A 19,862-nucleotide genomic window follows, 5' to 3' on the forward strand; every position below is an offset into this window, starting at 1 on the left:
CCTCAAACGCCGGACAGGCTGAGAGATGCCGACCGGCGCTGACATGCGACCGAGCCCCGTTACCCCCGCCGCACCCCGGCCCCCGCCCCCAACGCCCCCCGCTGTGGCTTGATCCCCTCCGGAACCGCTCGCTGTCTCGCCGGGGTTCCGGTCCAGCAGGTGCCTCGGCGGGAGAGCAGGCGGCGGAGCCAGAGTTCCAGGGAGACGAGGTCTGCCAGGCCGTCCAGGGGCAGGGGCTCGCCCTCGGCCGCCGCGCGGAGTGCCTTGCGGACCACTCGGGCCTCCACCAGGCCCGCCTGGGCCAGGAGCGGCGTGCCGAACAGGGCCATCAGAGAGTCCGCGGCCACTCTCAGGCCGGTTCGGGCCGCGACCGCCGTCGAGGCGTGGGACGGGGCGCCCCAGCCGAGCGGGAGGTCGGCCACTCCGGCGCCCTCCAGGACCGTACGGAGAATGGCGGCGCGTGCGCCGGGCTGGACGCGCAGGGCCTCGGGGAGGGCTCGGCAGGCGCGGACGACCTGGTTGTCGAGGAAGGGGGTGTGCAGGCGTTGGGAGCGGATCTCGGCGGCCTGTTCCAGGACGCGGATGTCGGCGGCATGGCGGGCCAGGGCCGCACGCGCGCGGTGGTCGCCGGGGCGCTGGCCGGGGCCCATGCCGTTGCGGTTCGTCGCCGCTTGCAGGCGAACCGATACTTCAGCCAGCGCCTCGCCGGTCAGCCAGCGTGCCGCCGGGCCCGGTCTGGCCCAGGTGAGCGCGGCGAGCGACGCCCCTACGGCACCTCCGGGTTCGTCGAAGCGGCGGTCCATCAGGCGGTCGGCCAGGGACTCCAGGCCCGTCCGGTACGGGGTGCGGGCCAGCTTGCGTGCCGCGCCGTACACGCGCGCGGGGACCAGGACCGAGCCGTCCGCCTTCGCCAGGGCCGCGACCGGGCGGACCAGGTGACGGCGTTTGCGGTCCATCAGGAGGTCCGCAAGGCGGGCCGGGTGTGCGTCCAGGACCTGGCGGGCGCCGTAGCCGGTGAAGTGGTCCGCGCTGCCCGACGCCAGGCGTGCGCGGTGCCTCGCCGCCGTCACCAGGCTCGGGCCCGGCTCGTCCGTCAGCGGGCCTTCCAGGTCGGCGTACGGCAGCGTCTCCTCGCCGCCGGTGACCACCACGTGGTGCAGACGGGGGTTGGCCGCCAAGGTGCCCGCGCGTTCCAGCTCCGCCTCGCGGCCGCCCACCGCCAGGTCGTTGAACGTGACCGCCAGCAGCCGCTCCCCCGCGCCCGTACCGTGTCCCAGCACCGTGCCCGGCATTCCCGGGAGGCCGGCGGCCAGGAGGGCGAGGGTGCCCGACGCGGGGCCCCCGGACAGGTCCGCGCCGATGCCCGGTACCGGCATCCCGCGCGCGGCACGTCGTTCGGCGGGGCCCATCCCGGGCACCGGGCCGGGATCTATGTCGGCGCCGGGGACATGGCGGGGCGCGGACAGACGCGCGCGCACCGCCTCCACCAGGGCGTCGCGTACGGCGTCCACCGCGCTGTCCGGGTCGGCCGTGGGTGCCGCCACCGCCAGCGAGGCGACCGGCTCGTACCCGGCGATCTCGCGTGCTCCGGCGCGCAGGATCAGCGCATGCCCCGGCGGAATGCGCCGCACGCCGTCGTACGGGGTGGAGTCGTGCAGGGCCGCCGGTACGTCGGGGGCGGCGAGCAGGGCGGCGAGGTGCCCGAAGTCGAGGTTGGCCTCGATGAGGTCGGCCAGGGGGAGTGCGGCGGTCGCGTAGGCCGTGCCGCCGGCCCAAGGGGTGTAGAACACCGGCCGGGCGCCCGCCAGGTCGCCGCACACCGTGAGCCTGCGGCCGACCTGGACGACGGCCGTGTAGCTGCCGGACCACGCCGTCAGATGCCGAAGTGCCCCTCCGCGCGCGGCGAACAGTCCGACCCGCAGCTGTTCGTCGCTCGCCCCGCACGTGCCGAGCACCGCGATCCGGGTCTGTGCGTCGGCCTTCACCACGCGCACCTCGTCGGGGCGCCAGTCGCCGACCGCCCACAGCGGATCGGGGTCACCCCACAGGAGTTGGGACCCCACCGGGTGCACGGTCTCGCCGTCGCCGCCGGTGGCCCCCGCGGAATCGATCCCGGCGGCCACCGCGGCGGTGCTGCTCCATCCCACCAACCACCGCATCGCCGCCTCCACAGGCTGTGGACAACCAGTGCACCGTACGAACCGGTTCACCATGCTGCCATGAAGGACGCGCGCCGGAGCGGCGACGTAGCCGCTTGTGATCCGGGAATGCGCCCTTGCCCGCGCCTCCGTGGCGAACGGAGCGCCACCCGAACCCCCGGGCGCGGCAGGCGGATCCACGCGGGCGGGACGGAGGAATCCAGCGGACGGGACGACAGGATCGGTGGAGGCGGGACAAGGTGATCGCTTGGCGACTGCGACGCGAATGCGCCCCCGATGCGCTCCCCTAAAACGCCCTTCGCGCCCTCAAGTGCCGTGGTGGGAGCGGAAATTACCCGAGAGAAGCAGGGTCGATTTTCAGCCAAATCGGCGCCGTGGCGACAGGCTCACACACGCTCCGTACAAGCCCTGCGCACTACTCGCCGTACTCGACGTCGTGCTCGACTCGCGCGCAGTCCGGGGAACGGAGTGCGCCCCCCGGACCGTTCCGCCGCCCGCGGGGATGGAGGCGGCGGAATCCCCCAGCCCACTGGATCCAGTACAGCGGGCCGACCCACGCAAGAACCATGGAACCGCTCCCCCGGTGGCCGGAGAAGAGCGCACGGACGGGCGCACAGCCACACAGCGGGAGCACGCCACAACTGTGTGTAGGGGGTGCGTACTTGAGTGCGGACCACAATCCCGCCATCCGGAACAATGCCCCTTAACGCTTGGGATGCGGCGAACTACGCTGGGTTTACGAATGCCGCGTGGTTATGCCAGCGCGGCAGCCGTCTGTGTCGAGGGGTGGCGCATGTCCAGGGAGCAACGCGGGCCGAACGAAAAGCTCGGCGCCGTTCTCGCCCTCGCGGGAATCAGCAACGCAGGACTCGCTCGACGCGTCAACGACCTTGGCGCTCAGCGGGGACTGACTCTTCGCTACGACAAGACGTCGGTGGCGCGCTGGGTGTCGAAAGGCATGGTGCCGCAGGGTGCCGCGCCGCACCTCATCGCCGCCGCGATCGGCCAGAAGCTGGGCCGCCCGGTGCCGCTCCACGAGATCGGCCTGGCGGACGCGGACCCCGCACCCGAAGTGGGCCTCGCCTTCCCCAGGGACGTCGGACAGGCGGTGAAGTCGGCGACGGAGCTCTACCGTCTCGACCTCGCCGGGCGCCGCGCCGGCTCCGGCGGCATTTGGCAGTCGCTGGCCGGATCATTCGCAGTAAGCGCATACGCAACGCCTGCCTCACGGTGGCTGATAACCCCGGCCGACAGTTCGGTCGCGCGCGACGCAAACCCGTCCGAGGGCTCCGGCGCACCGCTCAAAGTCGGCCACAGCGATGTGCAGAAGCTGCGGGAGGCCGCCGAGGACGCCAGGCGCTGGGACTCCAAGTACGGAGGCGGCGACTGGCGTTCGTCCATGGTGCCGGAGTGTTTACGGGTGGAGGCGGCGCCGCTGCTGCTCGGCTCGTACTCCGACGAGGTGGGGCGCGCCTTGTTCGGGGCGAGTGCCGAACTCACCCGTCTCGCCGGGTGGATGGCCTTCGACACCGGGCAACAGGAGGCCGCACAGCGGTACTACATCCAGGCGCTGCGGCTCGCCCGCGCGGCGGCCGACGTACCCCTCGGCGGGTACGTGCTGGCGTCGATGTCGCTCCAGGCGACCTACCGGGGCTTCGGCGACGAGGGCGTCGACCTCGCCCAGGCCGCGCTGGAACGCAACCGGGGCCTCGCCACGGCCCGCACCATGAGCTTCTTCCGTCTCGTCGAGGCACGCGCGCACGCACGCGCGAGTGACGCGCAGGCGGCCGGCGCCGCACTGAAGGCGGCGGAGGGCTGGCTGGAGCGGTCCAGGGAGGGCGACAACGACCCGTCCTGGCTCGGCTTCTACTCCTACGACCGCTTCGCCGCGGACGCCGCGGAGTGCTACCGGGACCTCAAGGCACCGCGTCAGGTACGGCGGTTCACCGAGCAGGCGCTGTCGAAGCCGACGGAGGAGTTCGTGCGCTCGCACGGGCTGCGGCTCGTCGTCTCGGCGGTCGCCGAGCTGGAGTCGGGCAATCTCGATGCGGCGTGCGAGCAGGGCGTGCGGGCGGTGGAGGTCGCGGGGCGCATATCGTCCGCGCGCACCACGGAGTACGTGAAGGATCTGCTGCACCGCCTGGAGCCGTACGGCGACGAACCACGGGTCGTGGAACTGCGGGAGCGGGCTCGGCCGCTGCTCGTGGCACCGGCCTGAGCGTGCCCCCACGCGCGCGTGGAGAGTGTGGAGAGCGCGGCGGCTCGGCCGGACCGATCCGCCGCCATCTCCGTCCCGGCCGTCCTGGCCGTCCTGGCCGGGACCGAGGCCGGGACACGAGCCGCGTCATGGGCCGTGGCACGGGTCCGTCAGGACGCACGGTCCGTGCGCCCGAAGCAGCGCTCCAGCTCGTCGAGGTCGTAGTAGGAGCTGTTCTCGGCGATCGGGCGGCAGCCGGCCCTGAAGGCGGTCTCCTTCTCGTTGTAGAGCATCCGCACCAGGTAGGTGTCGCCCTTGCGGAAGACGTCCCACTGGATGTTCGAGCCGAGCGGCGCGACCGACGCACCCCGCCACGGGTTGTCGGCGTAGGTGTACGGCCGCTCGGCCGTGGCGCCCTTCGTGCTGCCGGGCAGGCCCATCAGCGCGGCCGGCGGGATGATCTCCTCGGCGTGCGTGAAGCGCAGCTCGGCGCCCAGGTCGCCGGTGTCGGCGCGCTTGGCCTCGACCTGCTCGAAGAAGTCGTCGAGCAGCACGTCCGCCATCCTGTACGTGATGTCGCCGCCGGCGAAGCCCGCACCCTTCTCGTAGAAGTCCTCGGCGTCGCTGAGATACCCGAACCAGGCCGCGTCCCGCGCGGAGATGAACCGCTCCATGCCCCAGCCCTTGCCGCCGGGGCTCTCGTCGCTCATGGCGTCCCGGAGCGCCCGCACCCTGGGCCCGAACTCCCTGCCCCTCGCGGTGAGTCGACCGGCGCCCTCGGCCTACTTCCACAGGGCCAGGACCAGGTCCCCGTCCTCGCTGTCGGTGGCGGCGCGGGAGCCGTGGCGGGAGACGTTCTCGGTGAAGACGGGGGTGAAGCCGACGGGAGGCCGCTGGTAGGTGCGTGGGTGCTGGCCCGGGGTGTACGTCGCCTTGGTGCCGTAGCTGTTCCGGGTGCCGGTGTCGGTGCCCGCGGAGGCCGGCGTGCCGGCCCGGAGGGCGGCGAGACCGAGTGCCAGGGCCGGGGTGAGGCGTCTCATGGATGTGCCGTTTCGTTCGGTGCCGCTGCGCCGCACCTGTGCGGCGGCCAAGGGACCTGCCGCATCGTCGGAGCGGTACGTGAGCAGGTCGTGGCCGGATCACTGCTGGTGAATGGCCGGAAGTCCCGCCCTTGCCAAAGGTTCCCCCTGGGAATCACCTCGTCGGCCCGCCGTCGTGGCGCGGGAGCACTGCGCGGGGTTTGAGGGCGTTGTCAGTGGCGCAGTGCATTATCGAAACCGGGAGGTGGGGCAGGTGCGGACGCTCGCTCACGACTGTGACGTGCTCATCATCGGCGGTGGCATCGTCGGGCTGTCCACGGCGTTCGCGATCACGCGCGCGGCGCCGGGGACGCGGGTGACCGTGCTGGAGAAGGAGCCCGGGCCCGCCCGGCATCAGACGGGGCGCAACAGCGGGGTGATCCACAGCGGGGTCTACTACCGGCCGGGGTCTCTGAAGGCGCGGTACGCGGTGCGGGGCGCCGCCGAGATGGTCAAGTTCTGCGCGGAGTACGGCATCGCGCACGCCGTCACCGGCAAGCTGATCGTCGCGACCGAGCGGGAGGAGCTGCCGCGGCTGCACGCGCTGGTGCAGCGCGGGCGGGAGAACGGCATTCCGGTACGGGAGCTGGGCGCCTCGCAGATCGCGGAGTACGAACCGGAGGTGCGGGGCCTCGCCGCCATACACGTCGGGACGACGGGCGTGTGCGACTTCGTCGGGGTCGCACGGCAGCTCGCCGAGGCGTCCGGGGCGGAGATCCGGTACGGAGCGCAGGTCGAGCGGGTGGATCGGCGGGCGGACCTGGGGGTCGCCGTGCGGACCACGCGCGGGGACGTCGTGCGGGGGCGGGTGCTGGTGAACTGTGCCGGGCTGTACTGCGACGAGGTGGCCCGGATGACGGGTGACGAGCCGGGGGTGCGGATCGTGCCGTTCCGGGGCGAGTACTACTCGCTGGCGCGGCCCGGGCTGGTGCGGGGGCTGGTGTATCCGGTACCGGATCCGGCGTTTCCGTTCCTCGGGGTGCATCTCACGCGCGGGATCGACGGGGATGTGCACATCGGGCCCAACGCGGTGCCGGCGCTGGCCCGGGAGGGGTACGGGTGGGGGGTCGTACGGCCGCGGGAGGTCGGGGCGACGGTGGCGTGGCCCGGGGTGTGGCGGATGGCCCGGCAGCACTGGCGCTACGGCGTCGGGGAGCTGCGGCGGTCGGTGTCCAAGGGGGCGTTCACGGAGGCGGTGCGGCGGTTGTTGCCTGCGGTGACGGCCGATGACCTGGTGCCTGCCGCGGCGGGGGTGCGGGCACAGGCGGTGTTGCGGGACGGATCGCTGGTGGATGACTTTCTGATACAGGAGGGGGATCGGGCCGTGCATGTCCTGAACGCACCGAGCCCTGCGGCGACGGCCTCGCTGCCGATCGGGCGGGAGGTCGCCCGGAGGGCGTTGGGGGTGCTGGGGGCGGCTTGAGGGGCGTGCGGCGTGTGGGAGGCGCGGAGCGTGAGGTGCCGGCTTCGCCCGATTCGCCCCCGCCGCCCCTACCCGACCCGTCCTCCAGGGGCGCCGCCCCTTCGGCCCCGGCCCCTGGGGCCTGCGGCCCCTCAGACCCCCGCTTCGGCCCTCAAGGGGCCTCGTCCTCAAACGCCGGACGGGCTCGACGAGCGGGCCGGCCGGGTCCGAGGTGTCGTCGCCCCCGTAAAATCGGTCTCACTGTGTCTGACTCCCTCAACGCCCCCGAAGCCGGTTCGCCCGGCGCCTCCGAGCAGCCCGGCAGCTCCGGCAGCTCCGGCAGCTCCGGTGAGCATCCTCCTCATTTCCCCGGTGTCTCCGTTCGGCACACGCGGACCAAAGGCGAGCCCCGGTTCCCGGACGGGCCCAAGGCCGATCCGGCCGGATCTCACTTCGAGCGGCGGATCCGGAGTTTTCAGCCGCGGCGGAGTCGGGTGACCGCGGGGCAGGCGGACGCGTTGCAGCGGCTGTGGCCCAAGTGGGGACTGGACATCGACGGGCAGACTGTCGTCGATCTCGGTGAGCTGTTCGGCAACGGCAATCCGGTCGTCCTGGAGATCGGCTTCGGGATGGGGGAGGCGACCGCGCAGATGGCCGCCGGCGACCCCGGCACCAACATCCTCGCCGTCGACGTCCACACCCCGGGGCAGGGCAATCTGCTCAACCTCGCCGACCAGAACGGGCTCAGCAACGTCCGGGTGGCCAACGGCGACGCCATCATCCTGCTGCGCGAGATGCTCACCGCCGACTCCCTCGACGGGCTGCGCGTCTACTTCCCCGACCCCTGGCCCAAGAAGCGGCACCACAAGCGGCGCCTGATCCAGCCCGAGTTCCTCAGCCTCGCCGCGACCCGGCTGAAGCCCGGTGGGCTCGTGCACTGCGCCACCGACTGGGAGCCGTATGCCGAACAGATGCTCGAAGTTCTGACCGCGCACCCCGACTTCGAGAACACCCGGGCCGACGGCGGTTTCGCGCCCCGTCCGGAGTTCCGGCCGCTGACCCGTTTCGAGGGGCAGGGACTGGACAAGGGTCATGTGGTGAACGACCTGCTCTTCCGCCGCGTACAGCCATAGGAGCTGTGGGAAGAACAGCGGTAACAACAGCAAGGAACGCCAGCAGCCCCCACCGGCGCCAGAGCCCCTCGCGCTGCTGCGGGCGGCGCCCCTGTCTCGTTAGGGTCAATGCCGTGGCCACCTGTCCCCCGTACCCGACGTACCCCACCGGTCCCGCCGGCGGCGCACTGCGGCACGCGCACTGGTGGCAGAAGCGGTGGGTCCGTTACGGCGCGCTCAGCACCCTGCTCGCGCTCTCCGGGCTGGTCATCCTCGCCCTGGTGCGGGAGCAGACCGGCACCGAAGGGTTCCTGGTCGGGCTCGGGCTCGCCGTCCTGCCCGTGCCGCTGCTGGTCGCGTCCTTCCGCTGGCTGGACCGGGTCGAGCCGGGCCCCTGGCGCAATCTGCTGTTCTCCTTCGCCTGGGGCGCCTGCGCGGCGGCGCTGATAGCGATCATCGCCAACAGTTTCGCGACCAGGTGGATAGCGATAGCGACCGCCGATCCGTCGCACGCGGACGCCCTCGGCGCGACCGTCATAGCGCCCATAGTGGAGGAGACGGCCAAGGCGGTCGCCGTCCTGCTCGTCTTCCTCTTCCGCAGACAGGACTTCACCGGAATCGTCGACGGCGTGGTGATAGCCGGGGTCACCGCCACCGGCTTCGCCTTCACCGAGAACATCCTCTACCTGGGTACCGCCTTCGGTACCGACCAGCTCTCCGGCGACCGCGGCATCGCCTCCGTCACGGCGGCGACCTTCTTCGTCCGCGTCATCATGTCGCCCTTCGCGCACCCGCTCTTCACCGTCCTCACCGGCATCGGCTTCGGTATCGCGGCGCTCTCGGGGCCGCGACAGCATGTGCGCCGCGTTCTCCTCCCGCTCTCCGGGCTTCTGCTCGCCATGGGCATGCACGCCATGTGGAACGGCTCGTCGGCCTTCGGCGAGTACGGGTTCTTCGCCGTGTACGCCGCCTTCATGGTGCCCGCGTTCGGGCTGCTGACCTGGCTGGTGATCTGGACCCGGCAGCGCGAGCTGCGGACCGTGCGCGAGGAGCTGCCGGCCTACGTCGCAGCCGGTTGGCTGACCCCGGGCGAACCGTTCGCGCTGGGCTCGATGCGGGCACGGCGGGTGGCCCGGCAGTACGCCCGCGACCGCGGAGGGCGAGCCGCGGCCCGGGCGGTCGCGCAGTACGAGGCGTACGCCACGTCCCTGGCGTTCCTACGGCACCGAGGGCGCCGCGGGCGGGCCGGCGCCGACTTCGTCGTACGGGAAGGGGAGTTGCTGCACGAGCTGTGGGGGCGGCGGGAGTTCGCGCGACCGGCGTTGGAGCACGCGGGGGCTGCGCAGGCTTGGGCGGCGTACGGGTATGGGGCGCCGGTGCCGGTCTATTGGCAGCCGCAGCCGCAGCAGTACGGGCCGGTGAACGGGCCGACGGCGTCGTATCCGGTGTACAACCCGTATCGGACGTGACCGGGGCGGGTTGTGGGTGGGGCGGCGCGGCGCGGGTGGGTCGGCGTCGTTTTCTCGCCCCCGCCGCCCCTACCCGTCCCATCCTCCAGGGGCGCCGCCCCTTCGACCCCGGCCCCTCCTGGGGGCTGCCGCCCCCAGACCCCCGCTCCGGCCCCTAAAGGGCCTTGTCCTCAAACGCCGGACGGGCTGAAAAAAGAGACCGGACGGGCTGAAAGACCCGACCGGACGGGCTGAGAGACAAGACCGGACGGGCTGAGAGGAAGACCGGACGGGGCTGAAAGAGGAGACCGGACGAGCTGAGAGAAAGAACGGACGGGTGGCTGAGAGGAAGAACGGACGGGCTGGAGAAAAGAGCAGCCGTCGGCCGGAAGTGAGTTTCAGGCCGATGCCTCCGTCAGCCTCCCCAGCTCTTCCTCCGTCAGCGTCAGCTCCCCCACCCCCAGCAGCGCCGGCAGCTGGTCGAGCGTGCGGGCCGAGGCGATCGGGGCGGCGACCGTCGGCCGGGAGGCGAGCCAGGACAGGGCCACCGTGGCCACCGGCACCTCGTGGGCCTGCGCGATCTCGTCCAGGGCGGCCAGCACCCCGCGGCCCCGCTCGGTCTCCAGATGCTTGCCGGCGCCCTGGGCACGCGGGCTGCCCACCGTCGTACCGGCGCGGTACTTTCCGGTGAGGAAGCCGGACGCGAGGGCGTAGTACGGGACCGCCGAGAGGCCTTCGCGCTCGGCGAGGTCCTGGAGTTCGCCCTCGTAGGTGTCGCGGGAGACCAGGTTGTAGTGCGGCTGCAGGGCGACGTACCGGGCGAGGCCCTCGCGGTCGGAGAAGGCGAGGGAGGCCTCCAGGCGCTTCGCCGAGATGTTGGACGCGGCGATGTGCCGCACCTTGCCCGCCTTCACCAGCTCGTCCAGCGCGCCGATGATCTCCTCGACCGGCACGTCCGGCTTGTCGAAGTGGGTGTAGTAGAGGTCGATGCGGTCGGTGCCGAGGCGGGTCAGGGAGGCGTCCGCGGCGGCCTTGATGTTGGCCGCGGTCAGGCCCGGGAAGTCGGGGTGCTGGCTGACCTTCGTGGCGATCACGACGTCGTCCCGGTTGCCGCGTGCCTTCAGCCAGTTGCCGATGATGGTCTCGGACTCGCCGCCCGTATTGCCCTCGGCCCACGCCGAGTAGGAGTCGGCGGTGTCGATGAAGTTGCCGCCCGCCGCCGTGTAGGCGTCGAGCACGGCGAAGGACTGGGCCTCGTCCGCGGTCCAGCCGAAGACGTTGCCGCCGAGCGAGAGCGGGGAGACCTCAAGGGCGGAGGAGCCGAGCTTGCGAAGGGAAGTCATGTCCTTCCCCAACACCCGCGCCGGAAGCCTGTATTCCACATGCACCCGTGTTCCCCATGCAGCTGTATTCCGCATGCCCCTGTGTTCCGCAGGCACCTGTGTTCCGCAGGCACCTGTGTTCCGCAGGCCTCGGAATGCATCGGAATGCAACGGAAACCGGCAGCCCTGACGTCGGGGGGTTGTCGTCAGGACTGCCGGGGATCAGCCGTGGGGGGACCTCAGGGCGTGAGGCCCTTGCCGCGCAGCCACGCCATCGGGTCGATGCCGCTGGTGCTGCCGTCGGGGTGCACCTCAAGGTGCAGGTGGGCGCCGGTCACATTGCCGGTGGCGCCCACACGGCCGATGACGTCGCCCGTGTTGACCTTCTGGCCCACGCTGACGCTGATCGAGGACTGGTGCGCGAACCAGAGCTCGGTGCCGTCGTCGAGGGTGATCTCGGTCTTGTAGCCGTAGGAGCCGTCCCAGCCGGCGAAGGTGACCGTGCCGGAGTGGATCGCCTTGATCAGCGTCCCGGTGGGCGCGGCGAAGTCGAGGCCGGTGTGGTAGCCGGAGGACCAGTAGGCACCGGCCTGACCGAAGGTCGAGGTGATGGTGTACGAGGAGGTCGGCAGCGTGTACTGCTTGGCCAGCTCGGCGAGGCGCTCGGCCTCGGCCTTCTTGCGGGCTTCCTCCTCGGCCTTGGCCTTGGCGGCGGCGGCCTTCTCCTCGGCCTCCTTCTCCGCCTTGGCGGCCGCGGCGGCGGCCTCCTTCTCGGCGGCGGCGACGGCTTCGGCGGCGGCCTTGCTGTCGATCTGGTCCTGCTGCTGCTCGACCTGGGCGATGATCCGGGCCCGCAGGGCCTCGCCGGCGTCACCGGAGCCCTGGGAGGTCTCCTCGGTCGCCTCGCCCATGGTGCTCAGCGCGGTCGTGGTGGCCTCGGCGGCGGAGTCGTCGTCGGAGATCAGGGGCAGGTCGGGCATGGTGATGGCGACGGGCGGCTTGCCGCTCTGCGCGCTGGCCATGCCGCCCGCGCCGACGGCGGCTATGACACCGACGCCGAGAACCGTGGAGCTGCGGGCGAGTCCCCCGCCCCGCTGCTTGGAGACGCGGTGCCTGCCACGAACGGGACGAATGGACTCCGCGGTGGGGTTCCACTCCTCGAACGGGCCCTCGTCGGTGCGGTAGCGGTCGTAGCCGAAGGTGTCGTTACTGCGTTGACCCGGCACGAACGGGGCTTGCGTAGCAGGCCTGTTGGACGCCACGTGGGCGTGCTCCTTTCCTTCCTTCTCGCCTACCGGGTTAGCTGACGGGTTCGGAGCAGGAAGGTCTCCTACGCGCGTATACCAACCGTGATTTAACGGCGGTATTCACGCGATTCACCCCAGGGTGGTGGTTCCCCGGCTCCCTTGCGGGACTCGGCGCGTGCGCACGGAGCCGTCTCTTGTGACGGCTGGGACGACCGCGCTGCGTTATCGAACGTTAATAGACCCGGGGTGCGGATTCCAAGCTGTTCTGCTTGATCATTAACGATTTTCGCCTGGACTTACGGGTCAGGAGCGGGCCAAAACGGGCGAGTTGGCCAGGGCTCAGGGACCACACAGGTATTGACGGTATGTCAGTTGTTATGCGGAGGGGGGTCGCCCGAACACGTCCGGTGACAACGATCAAGGCACTGTCACGACGGTCAAGGGCGGCGTACGGCGATGAGGGCCATGTCGTCCGCCATCCCGCCCCCGGAGTGCCGGCGCACCTCGGCCGAGAGCACGTCGAGCAGTGCGGCCGGCTCGCGCTCGGCGTTGGCCCGGCCCGCGAGGCCGACCTCGGGATCGTAGAACCGCCCGTTCTCGTCCCGTGCCTCGGAGAGGCCGTCGGTGTGCAGGAGCAGCGTGGCCCCGCTCGGGAAGTCGGCCTCCTCGGCCCGGTCGGGCCAGGCGCCGAGCTCCGCCATGCCGAGCGGCAGTGCGGGCTCGGTGGCGTGCAGCGAGCGCACGGTGCCGTCGGCGTAGAGGAGGAGCGGTGGGGGGTGCCCCCGGTTGACGGTGCGGACGACGCTGTCGCCGTGCGGCAGTTCGGTGAGGACGACGGTGGTGAAGCCCTCGCGGGCGTCGACGCCGTCGTGCCGGGTGCGCTCGCGCGCCAGGGCCCGCTCCAGGCGCTGGGCGACCGCCTCCAGCGTGACCTCCTGCTCGGCGGCCTCCCGGAAGGCCCCGATGACGACGGCGACGGCGCCGACCGCCCCCATCCCCTTGCCCCGCACGTCTCCGACAATGACCCGCACACCGTGCGGACTGTCCTGCACGGCGTACAGATCACCGCCGATGGAGGCGCCCTCCTGCGCCGCCTCGTAGCGTGCCGCGATCTGGAAACCGCCGATCCGCTCGGCGGGTTCGGGCAGTACGGCGCGCTGGGCGGCCTCGGCGATCTCGCGCACGGAGGCGAGGCGCTCGTCGCTGCGGCGGACGAGGAGGTTGATGAGGACGGCGAGGACGGAGACGACCACCACGGTGACCAGCTCGGTGATCGTCTCGGCCCGGGGGAGGTCCCCCCGCCTGACGCGGAGGGCGAGCAGGACGGCGACGGCCACGACCCCCGTGGCCACCGTGCCGCGCCGGGAGTAGAGGGGGGCGGCGACCAGGGGTGCGGCGGTGTAGAAGGGGGCGCCGGTGAAGGCGGTGGGCGTGGCGAAGTCGTAGACGGCTCCGGCCGCGATCAGCAGGGCGGGGAGCAGCCGGACGAACCGGCGTGCGTATGAGATCCGCCGTTCCTCCACGTCACCAGGGTTGCGGAAGCGGGGGCGGGGAGCGAGTGCTGGGGGCCGACCGGACGACTGATCGTCAAGGCCGGAGCGGAACGTGCAGAGCAATGGAAACGCTCAGCACCTGGAAACACTCAGGGCCGTGGAAACACTCAGGGCCGGAACTGAATCAGTTCCGGCCCTGAGCCTTCAGTAGCGGGGACAGGATTTGAACCTGCGACCTCTGGGTTATGAGCCCAGCGAGCTACCGAGCTGCTCCACCCCGCGTCGATGAGTCCATAGTACGCCATCCGCGGAGTGCGAAGCACATCGGTTTCCCCGGCCCGCCTCTGGCCAGCGTATTTCGGGCAGCCTGCGGGCCCGGTCGCGTCAGGACAGCAGGTGTCCGTTGGGCGCCATGGCCCGCTCCTCGTACTCCGTCAGAACCAGCACCTGCACGCCCTCCCCCGCCAGTACCCCGCTCCCGTCGGCCCCCGCCACGAACGTGTCCGGCTCCCGCCAGGCCGTGACCACCCGGCGCACCCCCGCCTCCAGGATCAGCCGGGCACACGGCGCGGGCCGCGACGCGCGGCGCGTGCACGGCTCCAGGCTGCTGTACACCGTCGCGGAGGCCAGCCTCGGATCGCCCGGCGCGATCTTGGCGAGCGCGGCCTCCTCCGCGTGGACCACGGGGTCGCCGCCCTCCCGGGAGTGCCCGCGCGCCAGCTCGGTCCCGTCAGCGGCGACCACCACCGCCCCGACGCTGAATGCCGTCTGCGACGGCGGGCACTGTGCGGCCAGCTCGCACGCCAGCCCCAGCCAGTGCCGGTCCGCCGCGGAGGAGAGGCCACCGACACCGGGTGCCGTCGGCTCGTAGCGCATCAGCACCACGTCCTCGATCCGCCGCGTCTCGACCAGCCGCAGTCGCCCGCCCTGGTATCCGCCGGGCCCGAACAGCTTCGGCGCCTGCGCGTCCCCCACGAACAGCGGCGCCAGCACCAGCTGCAGCTCGTCCGCCAGCCCCTGCTGGAGCAGCTGCGTGTGGATGGTGCCGCCGCCCTCGACCATCAGCCGGTCCACCCCGCGCACCTCGCGCAGGTGCCGCAGCAGGGCCCGCCAGTCCAGCTCCGCGCCCAGCGCGACCACGTCGGCCGCGACCGGCGTCCGCCGCAGCCGCTCCGCGCCCTTCTCCGTCGTATAGACGATCTTCTCGCCGCCCGTGTGCCAGAAGTTGGCCGCCGGATCCAGTTCGCCGGACGCGCTGACCGTGACCTTCAGCGGGTACTCCGGCCTGCCGGCGGCCACCCGCGCCGCCCGCCGCTCGGCCGAGTTCACCAGCAGCCGCGGGTTGTCGGCCCGGATGGTGCCGGCGCCGATGAGGATCGCGTCCACGGAGGCCCGTACCTCGTCGACCCGGTCGAAGTCGGCCGGGCTGGACAGGAGCAGCCGCTCGGAGGTGGTGTCGTCGAGGTAGCCGTCCAGGGAGACGGCGGCGGACAGCAGGACGTAGGGGTACGACGGCATCGGCGCGCTCTCCGGCTCGGCATTCTCGGTGGTCAGGGCGGTCGGAACGGTCAGGGAACTCGCGGGCTTGGTTCAAGTTTGAAACAAACTTACACTGGTGGCATGACGACTCGCTGGCTCACCCCCGAGGAGCAGCGCGCCTGGCGCGCGTACATCGCCGCCGCCGCACTCGTGGAGGACGCGCTGGACCGGCAGCTCCAGCAGGAGGCCGGCATGCCCCACCTGTATTACTCCATCCTCGCCACCCTGTCCGAGTCTCCGGAGCGCCGACTGCGGATGACCGACCTCGCGGAAGGGCTGAAGATCACCCGTAGCCGGCTGACATACGCCGTGACGCGACTGGAGAAGGACGGGCTGGTGCGGCGCGAGGACTGCCGCTGGGACAAGCGGGGCAGCATCGCGACGATCACCGAGGAAGGGATGCGGGTCCTGGAGCGCGCGGCCCCGGGGCACGTGGAGACCGTACGGTCACTGCTCTTCGACCGGCTGTCCCCGGAGCAGGTCGGGCAACTGGAGGAGATCTTCACGGCGGTCGGCGAGGGGTTCCAGGGGGGCAGCGCGCATCCCACCGCGGATGACGTGCCCTGGCGGCGACGGTCCGGCAAGTCCTGTTCGTGACGCGGGAGTCCGGCCTGTGACGTGCACGACAAAATTGTTGCTTCAAATTTAAAGCATGGGGTAGGGTCCTGATCCGAGGAGCTGCTTCAAATCTGAAGCAGGTCGCCACGTACGGAACCCGGAGATGCCGCATGCCCGACTTCACCGCCGCCGCCACCCAGCGCGCCCGTGTCCGGGTCCCGCTGCGCTTCCAGGACGGTTACCGCGTCGACGCCGAACTGGTCACCTTCCACGGCCTCGCCGACGGCCTGGAGCATGTGGCCGTCGTCCTCGGCGACCCGGCCCCCGGCACCACCCCGCTGGTCCGTCTGCACTCCGAGTGCCTGACCGGCGACGTCTTCGGCTCGGCCCGCTGCGACTGCGGCCCCCAGCTGCGCGAGGCCGTCGAGCGCATCGCCGAGCGCGGCGGCGTCCTGCTGTACCTGCGCCAGGAAGGCCGCGGCATCGGCCTCTACAACAAGCTCGACGCGTACGCCCTCCAGGACCAGGGCCTCGACACCTACGCCGCGAACGCCGCCCTGGGCCTGCCCGAGGACGACCGCGACTACACGGCCGCCGCCCAGATGCTCACCGCCCTCGGCATCGGTGAACTGGACCTGCTGTCCAACAACCCCGACAAGGCCGACCAGTTGCGCGGCCTCGGCATCGAGGTCCGCGACCGGGTGCCGACCGGCGTCTTCGCCACCCCCGACAACGTCCGCTACCTGCGCGCCAAGGTCCTCCAGACCCAGCACACCCTGCCGCTGGGCGACCTCGCGGAGCTCGGCGTGGGATGAGCCGGCAACGGCACGGCAGAACGAAGGGGCGGGCGTCCGGATCGGACACCCGCCCCTCGGCCGTGCGTCATACGGCTACGGCGTGACCTTCTGGATCGTCACCCCGCCCACACCCGCGGTCGTCCCGCGCGTGTTGACCAGCCGTACCTCACCGAAGAGCTGCCGGCCCTCGGGCACGGACCGTGCCACGGTGACGTCCGCCGCGACCTTCGCCGAGTCGCCCGTGCCGAGCTTCACCGGCGCCGACTCGTCGACCTTGACCGAGCCGAGCGCGGAGGAGAAGAAGGCGTCCCGGTAGTCGTACGCGGTCTTGCCGGACGGCGCCTCGAAGCCGACGACCTCCACGGTGTACGTACCGGCGGCCGGGTCGGCGACGGAGACGGACTCCTCGGCGTCGCCGTCCGCGGACTGGCCGACGAGCTTGCCCGCGGCGTCGTACACGTTCAGGTCGAGGTCGGAGCCCAGGTCGGAGACGTTGCCGATGGCGACGTCCAGCGAGGTCGTGCCCTCGGGCACCTCGATCTTGCTGGTCTGCGTCTCACCGGCGGCGATGGTCGGCCGCGCGGTCTTGGAGGAGCCGAGCGCGCCGCCCTTGATGTTGCCCTCGACGGCCTCCAGCTTGTTGGTCACCGTCCAGGAGGCGGCGACCGGCGTGCCCACCTTGGCCTCCGGCACGGTCACGGCCTCCGGGTCGAAGGACGCGCCGTAGACGGTGGCGTTCAGCTTGTACGGGTTGTCCAGCAGGGGCGACGTACGGCGCGAGTCGACCTCGATCTCCCAGACGCCGGGCAGCGGGTCCGTGTAGGAGGCGATGTCCGTCGTCTTCGGGTCGTTGTCGGCGGCCGTGACGCCGTACGGGCTGATGGCGCTGAACTTCGTCTGGCTGCCCTCCTTCAGGCCGCCGAGCGTGACCTGGAGGGACTTGGCGCCCTCGGGGACGGTGACGAAGTACGACTTGAAGGCGTTGCGCTCCACCGAGCCGGACGCGGTGAAGGTGTGCTTGACCGGCGTGGAGACCACGACCGTCGTCAGGATCTGCTGGTCGACGCCCACCGTCCGCGGGTCGTCGGCCTGCAGGATCGCGCTCTTGATGCCCGCGTTCCTGGGAGCCGCCTGGACCTTGACCGTCACCGGCTTGTTCAGCGGCAGGTCGACCACCTTCGAGCCGGTGATCGAGAAGGTGCGGGCCTTGTTGTTCGCCAGGCGCAGGGTGTGCGGGAGCGAGCCGGCCGGACCGGACGTACGGGTGATCGTGACGTCGTACGACTTCTTCTGTCCGGCCTTCAGGCCGCCCTCGCGGTCGTAGAGACCCGTGCCGAAGCCCGGCGTCTTCAGCGCCTGGTCGAGCGCGGTGTCGACCGGTGCCTTGACGGCGTAGGTGTGGGCGGTGGCGCCCGCCTTGACGGCCTTCCAGGCGTCGACGACGTCGATGCGGCCCGGGCCCTCCTCGTACGCCTGAAGTCCCTCGATGTGCTTGGCCGTCGAGGTCAGCGCGGTGCGCAGCTTCTCGGGCGTCAGCTTGATGTTCTGCTGCTTCGCGGCGCTCAGCAGCAGCGCGGACGCGCCCGCGGCCTGCGGGGACGCCATCGAGGTGCCGTTGTACATGGCGTACCCGGCGGGCAGCTTCCAGCCCGCCTCGGCGATCGGCGCGCCGGGCATCCAGGCCGGGATGGTGCTGACCGCGGAGCCGGGGGCGACGATGGTCGGGGTGAAGCCGCCGTCCTCACGCGGGCCGCGCGAGGAGAAGTTGAACAGCTGGTACTCGCCCCGCACACCGGTGCCGTAGTTGGCGGCGAAGGTCTCCTTGGAGACGCCCGCGCCGACCGAGACGACCTTGTCGGCGAGGCCGGGGTCACCGATGGTGTTGGCGCCCGGGCCGGAGTTGCCGGCGGAGATGACGAGCTGGACGCCGTAGGTGTCGATGAGCCGGGTGTAGAGCTCGGCGCGGGCGTTGTTGCCGTCGTTCAGCGGGGGCAGACCGCCGATGGACATGTTGACGACGTCGACACCGCGGTTGGCGACCAGGTCGATCATGCCCTCGGTGAGCGCGACGTTGGAGCAGCCGGGACCGAAGATGCAGGCGCGGGACGACACGATCTTCGCGCCGGGGGCGGCGCCGTTCATGTGCTTGCTGCCGAGCATGCCGTTGGCGGCGGTGATGCCGGCCACGTGGCTGCCGTGCGAGCCCGCGGTGAGGCCGATGTTGACGAAGTCGGACTTCTTGCCGACCCAGTCGCCGCCCAGCGGGTCCATCGGGACGTCCTTGCGGATCTCCACGACGAAGTCCTGGCTCTCCGGGATGTCGGTTGCCGGGTCGTCCGTGCCGAAGTGCCCGACCTGGTAGCCGTTCTTGTACGGCTTCATCGGGGCGTCGTCGGTGAAGTCGCCGTTGTCGTTGACGTCGACGGTGACCGTGCCGGCGGCCGGGTCGTACAGGACGCCCCAGTCGTCGGTCTTGTCGCCGTCGCGGTTCACATCGCCGTCGGCGTCGCCGTCCTTGGCCTCGCCCTGGTTGGTGACGGCCTCACGGAAGGTGCTGATCCGGTACGAACCCTCCGCCGCCTTCCAGCTCTTGTCGCCGTAGGTGAAGGACGGCCCGGAGACGGAGGTGGTCATCGGCTGCCAGGTGCCGTCGCCGTCCGCGATCGGGTCGGTGGCGGTCACCCAGTCGACGATCTTGCGCTCACCGGTCGTCGTCTTCTGGAGGGCGGGGCTCGCGAGGTCGACGCCGGTGTCGAGAACACCGATGGTCACTCCACGCCCGTCCGCCTTCGGGTTCTTCTTCACGAAGTCGACGGCGCCCGTCTCGAAGGACGGGTTGTACGGGTTCTTCGCGGGGGTGTTCTTGTCCGGGCCGGGGTAAGTGGCCGCGGAGGCGCTCGACTTGCCGCCGCTGTCGAGGCGCGGCTCTTCGAGGGGTATCTCGTCCCGCAGGTCGATGGCCTGCACGGAGGACAGCTTCGCGGCGGCGGCGATGGCCGAGTCCGCCTTGCCGGTCGGCACGGTGGCCCGTACGTAGCCGAGCCTGTCGTAGGTACGGCCGACGGAGCCGCCCTTGACCGCGTCCAGCTCCGCGGCGACCTTCTCGGTCTGGCCGGGAGCCGTGGCGATCATCATCGTGACGGTCTTGTCGCGCTGCGCCTTGGCCTCCGCGAGGAGGTCGGCGTCATCGGAACCGAGCTTGTCGTGGGCGGACTTGACGCCCCGGTCGGCCGTGGCGCCGGTCGGGCCGTCCGCGGCGAGGGCGAGGGGTATGGGGCCGGCCGCGGAGAGCGCGGCGACGAGGCCTGCGGCCACGGCGATACGGGCGGCGCGTTTCGCGCCGGGTATCTGGGCCGGGTGGGGGGTGGGGGGCATGGTGATCCCTGGTGCTGAAGGAACGTAGGCGAACTTGGGCATCGGCGGCCGGGTCGAGCACCTTCGACCGCCGCGGTCCGGAATGTGATCCCGGATGATCGCCAAGCTTTCCTCAAGGGACCGATTTCAGTTGA

The 19,862-nt window shown here is 71.4% G+C and carries 12 protein-coding genes, 1 tRNA gene, 1 pseudogene and 1 riboswitch; of the genes and pseudogenes, 6 read left to right on the forward strand and 8 right to left on the reverse strand.

Annotated features, from left to right (window positions below; all coding sequences use genetic code 11):
- Positions 1-59: 59 nt before the first annotated feature.
- Positions 60-2,159, reverse strand: a complete 2,100-nt coding sequence (locus POF73_RS40575; protein WP_272124422.1) for an asparagine synthase-related protein — start codon at positions 2,157-2,159, stop codon at positions 60-62.
- A gap of 793 nt (positions 2,160-2,952) precedes the next feature.
- Here POF73_RS40575 and POF73_RS40580 point away from each other — a divergent pair.
- Positions 2,953-4,377, forward strand: coding sequence for an MFS transporter (locus POF73_RS40580; protein WP_272124423.1), 1,425 nt, complete (start codon positions 2,953-2,955; stop codon positions 4,375-4,377).
- Between the two features lie 149 nt (positions 4,378-4,526).
- Here POF73_RS40580 and POF73_RS40585 read toward each other — a convergent pair.
- A pseudogene (locus POF73_RS40585) lies at positions 4,527-5,396 on the reverse strand (histidine-type phosphatase).
- Between the two features lie 253 nt (positions 5,397-5,649).
- On the opposite strand from POF73_RS40585, the gene lhgO reads away from it, so the two are divergent.
- From lhgO to POF73_RS40600, 3 genes are all read left to right on the forward strand, one after another.
- Positions 5,650-6,858, forward strand: coding sequence for an L-2-hydroxyglutarate oxidase (lhgO, locus tag POF73_RS40590; protein WP_272124424.1), 1,209 nt, complete (start codon positions 5,650-5,652; stop codon positions 6,856-6,858).
- Positions 6,859-7,100: 242 nt separating this feature from the next.
- Positions 7,101-7,970, forward strand: a complete 870-nt coding sequence (gene trmB / locus POF73_RS40595; protein ID WP_272124425.1) for a tRNA (guanosine(46)-N7)-methyltransferase TrmB — start codon at positions 7,101-7,103, stop codon at positions 7,968-7,970.
- A gap of 113 nt (positions 7,971-8,083) precedes the next feature.
- Positions 8,084-9,418 carry a PrsW family intramembrane metalloprotease gene (locus POF73_RS40600; RefSeq protein ID WP_272124426.1) on the forward strand — a complete coding sequence of 445 codons (1,335 nt, stop codon included), beginning with the start codon at positions 8,084-8,086 and terminating at the stop codon, positions 9,416-9,418.
- A gap of 377 nt (positions 9,419-9,795) precedes the next feature.
- On the opposite strand, the gene POF73_RS40605 is transcribed toward POF73_RS40600, so the two are convergent.
- From POF73_RS40605 to POF73_RS40625, 5 genes are all read right to left on the reverse strand, one after another.
- On the reverse strand, positions 9,796-10,740 hold the full coding sequence (locus POF73_RS40605; protein WP_272124427.1) for an aldo/keto reductase: 945 nt from the start codon (positions 10,738-10,740) through the stop codon (positions 9,796-9,798).
- Positions 10,741-10,958: 218 nt separating this feature from the next.
- Positions 10,959-11,981, reverse strand: a complete 1,023-nt coding sequence (locus tag POF73_RS40610; RefSeq protein ID WP_272124428.1) for a M23 family metallopeptidase — start codon at positions 11,979-11,981, stop codon at positions 10,959-10,961.
- A gap of 11 nt (positions 11,982-11,992) precedes the next feature.
- A riboswitch (cyclic di-AMP (ydaO/yuaA leader) is annotated at positions 11,993-12,150 on the reverse strand.
- 253 nt (positions 12,151-12,403) lie between these two features.
- Positions 12,404-13,582, reverse strand: coding sequence for a PP2C family protein-serine/threonine phosphatase (locus POF73_RS40615; protein ID WP_443049728.1), 1,179 nt, complete (start codon positions 13,580-13,582; stop codon positions 12,404-12,406).
- Between the two features lie 85 nt (positions 13,583-13,667).
- Positions 13,668-13,741: transfer RNA gene (locus tag POF73_RS40620), tRNA-Met, on the reverse strand.
- Positions 13,742-13,843: 102 nt separating this feature from the next.
- Positions 13,844-14,977: a dihydrofolate reductase family protein gene (locus tag POF73_RS40625; protein ID WP_272124430.1), complete on the reverse strand. Its 1,134-nt coding sequence runs from the start codon at positions 14,975-14,977 to the stop codon at positions 13,844-13,846.
- Positions 14,978-15,079: 102 nt separating this feature from the next.
- On the opposite strand from POF73_RS40625, the gene POF73_RS40630 reads away from it, so the two are divergent.
- A complete protein-coding gene (locus tag POF73_RS40630) occupies positions 15,080-15,595 on the forward strand; it encodes a MarR family winged helix-turn-helix transcriptional regulator (RefSeq protein WP_272124431.1) in 516 nt (171 codons plus the stop codon).
- Between the two features lie 131 nt (positions 15,596-15,726).
- Positions 15,727-16,371, forward strand: a complete 645-nt coding sequence (locus POF73_RS40635; RefSeq protein WP_272124432.1) for a GTP cyclohydrolase II — start codon at positions 15,727-15,729, stop codon at positions 16,369-16,371.
- Between the two features lie 75 nt (positions 16,372-16,446).
- On the opposite strand, the gene POF73_RS40640 is transcribed toward POF73_RS40635, so the two are convergent.
- Positions 16,447-19,728, reverse strand: coding sequence for a S8 family serine peptidase (locus POF73_RS40640; protein ID WP_272124433.1), 3,282 nt, complete (start codon positions 19,726-19,728; stop codon positions 16,447-16,449).
- Positions 19,729-19,862 lie beyond the last annotated feature (134 nt).

Source organism: Streptomyces sp. HD, from assembly GCF_028369295.1.
GTDB lineage: Bacteria > Actinomycetota > Actinomycetes > Streptomycetales > Streptomycetaceae > Streptomyces.